The sequence below is a fragment of the Zarconia sp. genome, from assembly GCF_057467645.1.
This window is the reverse complement of record NZ_JBRJXU010000118.1, coordinates 1-2,522: the sequence shown is the minus strand read 5'-3', so window position 1 is coordinate 2,522 and position 2,522 is coordinate 1. Positions and strand designations below refer to the sequence as shown.

The following is a 2,522-nucleotide window of genomic DNA, read 5'->3' as shown; positions in this document are numbered from 1 at the left end:
TTCCCCATTCCCCATTCCTCATTCCCCATTCAAAATGTCTACTTCACAAAATATCAAAGGAAAAGTCCTGCGGGGTGGCATTGCCCTCACCCTGAGGCGAATCTTAGTCACCCCTCTTTCTTTAGCCAACGTGCTGGTGGTGGCTCGCATTCTCGGGCCGGAACGTTACGGCATTATCACCATCGCCCTGGGGATTATCTACTTTCTCGGTCGCACCTGCCGCATGGGATTGCACATATATCTGATTCGTCAGCCCGATTCTTCGAAAAAGACCTCCGAGGAAATCCTGGCGTTTTACAATACCGTCGGTATCGCCATTTGCGTTTTGCTCTGGTTTGCGGCCCCGGCTTTGGGGTGGTGGACGGGAAAAAGTGCAACGACGGAAGTGTTTCGGTGGTTGCTGCCTGCGGTTTGGCTCGATAGCGTCAGTCGGGTGTTTATCAGTCAGTTGGAACGGGAGTTGAACTTTACCCGCGTCGGTTTAATTGAAGCCCTGGGGATGGGTGTAAATTACTTATCGGCGATCGCCCTGGTTTTGATGGGGTGGGGTTATTGGGGACCGATCGCCGGAACGGTTCTGGGTTTCGCCGTCCAGGCAGGTTTGGGCGCTTTTTCTTATCCCCTCGCTTGGCGCTGGCGCTGGCACTGGTCGGTGTTGCGTCCGGCCCTGGCTTACGGTTTGACCTATTCGGGATCGGACTGGATTCTCGAACTGCGACTCCTGAGAATTCCCATCCTCGTCAGCCGCTTGGTGAGCGTCGAAGCCGCTGGGTTGATTAATATTGCCTTTCGCATGGCCCACCAACTTTCGATGCTGCGGTTGGTGGTGCGCCGGATGTCGATTAGCGTGATGGCAAAACTCCTCGACGCACCCGATCGCATTCGTCGCGCGATCGGTCAGGGTATGGCGTACCAAGCCTTAACCATCGGACCGGTGTGTGCGGCGTTTTCCTGCTGTGCTGCTTGGCTGATTCCCCTGATGTTCAGTTCGGAATGGTTGGTGAGTGCGAAAATTTTCCCGTTTATCGCCTTCGGAATTTTGGTCAGTTCTATTTTCGACTTGCACTCTTCCACCCTCTACGCCGCCGGACGCAATCGAGAAGTGGCGAAAGTAAATTTTGCCTATGTTGGCATTCTCTGGTTGGTGTCGATCGCGCTGTTACCGGGTTGGGGAGTTTGGGGATACGGGGTTGCAGAAGTGATGGCTTTGGCGGGTTATGTTGTCATTCATCGATCGCTGAGCAAACTCTACGGTTCGCCGAACTACTCTAAAGCCGTCTGGTTAATTGTGGCGACGATTTTCCCGCTATTTGGTGGGGTTTTCCTATCGCCGGTTTGGGCGATCGTTGTATTTATCGCCAGTTACGGATTGGTGTTTCTCCTCAATTCCAAATTGCGGAAGTTACCGATGGAGTTGCTATCAGCACGGAAATCTCCTAAATCAGCCTGAAAAGCTTGGGGAACAGGGAATGGGGAAGAAGCGGCAATCGCATCTAATCTACTAGTTTGGACTGAAACGGGGACACGGAGACGCGGTGACGCGGAGAGGGATTGAGCATTTTTATCTTGTTTTTGAGAATATAGCTGTATTCAGTGAGGTTAGGACACAGCCTGTTGGAGAACGGTCTCGATCGCATCTCGTAGACTAGGAGATTGAGGTAACAGCTTGCGAACCCGACTTTTCAACCAAGCCCAACACAAATCAGATCCGATTCAAGTCAGGAGAATAAGGCGGTAAATAGACCAATCTGCATCCGACCGATTCAATCAATTGAGCAATCCGACCACCTACAAGGAAAGCTGGCATTATCCGCGCATTACCCATTCTCCAGGATGTAATTGGGGAATCAAGCAAGTCTCTAACCAAATCTCAAACACGGTTCGATTACAAGACCCCTCTACGGTGAAGGGAGCAATTAATTGACCAGCGCGATACCCGGCGATCGTATTGATGCGTCCTTTGCGACAACCAGATTTGAGGTCGTAGAATCGTTCTCCTGCTGGTGCGTACCCATAGCCATAATTGTCTCGTTCATCCATACCGGACTCATCGACATAGACCAGGTGAGGAGCTGATTGGTCTCCGAGTTCCTTTAAGAATGCCGCCCGTTTAACTTCACAGCGTTGGATATAGCCGAAGGTTTTTTTTTGCGGGTGTACTCGATCTTCTGTAATGCTCTCGACATCGTGGGTTGACTAATCTGGTCTTCCCACAGTTGCGCCATTTGACTTTGGGTTTTTTCTCCATGAACCTTGACGAAAGCCACGAACTTTTCCCAATCCTTAATTTTTCGCTTTGGTGAGGATGTAGGTTGGGTCTGAGGTTGGATCTCCCCAGTTTGAGTCCATCGCCGACACCACAAGTTAATCGTATTACGACTGATATAGCTAAGCGCATGGCGCTTAGGACAAACAGCACAGAGCAGCATCAACAGCTTCGCGCAAGGTTTTTCCTGACTCAATTAGCCGTCGGGCGATTGATTTCATTCGCGCCCACCAACGCTCAATGGGGTTGAGATCCG

At 51.1% G+C, this 2,522-nt stretch carries 2 protein-coding genes; one reads left to right on the top strand and one right to left on the bottom strand.

All coding sequences use genetic code 11. The features are described 5' to 3' along the window. Positions 1-34 precede the first annotated feature (34 nt). Positions 35-1,450: an oligosaccharide flippase family protein gene (locus tag AC2215_RS18235; protein ID WP_486811425.1), complete on the top strand. Its 1,416-nt coding sequence runs from the start codon at positions 35-37 to the stop codon at positions 1,448-1,450. Positions 1,451-1,806: 356 nt separating this feature from the next. Here the strand turns inward: AC2215_RS18235 and AC2215_RS18230 are convergent, their stop codons facing one another. Beyond that, a complete protein-coding gene (locus tag AC2215_RS18230; RefSeq protein WP_486811426.1) occupies positions 1,807-2,064 on the bottom strand; it encodes a transposase in 258 nt (85 codons plus the stop codon). Positions 2,065-2,522: the final 458 nt, after the last annotated feature.

Bases quoted from the DNA above. Each gene is read 5' to 3' on its own strand.
- AC2215_RS18235 (WP_486811425.1), top strand. From the start codon at position 35: ATGTCTACTTCACAAAATATCAAAGGAAAAGTCCTGCGGGGTGGCATT.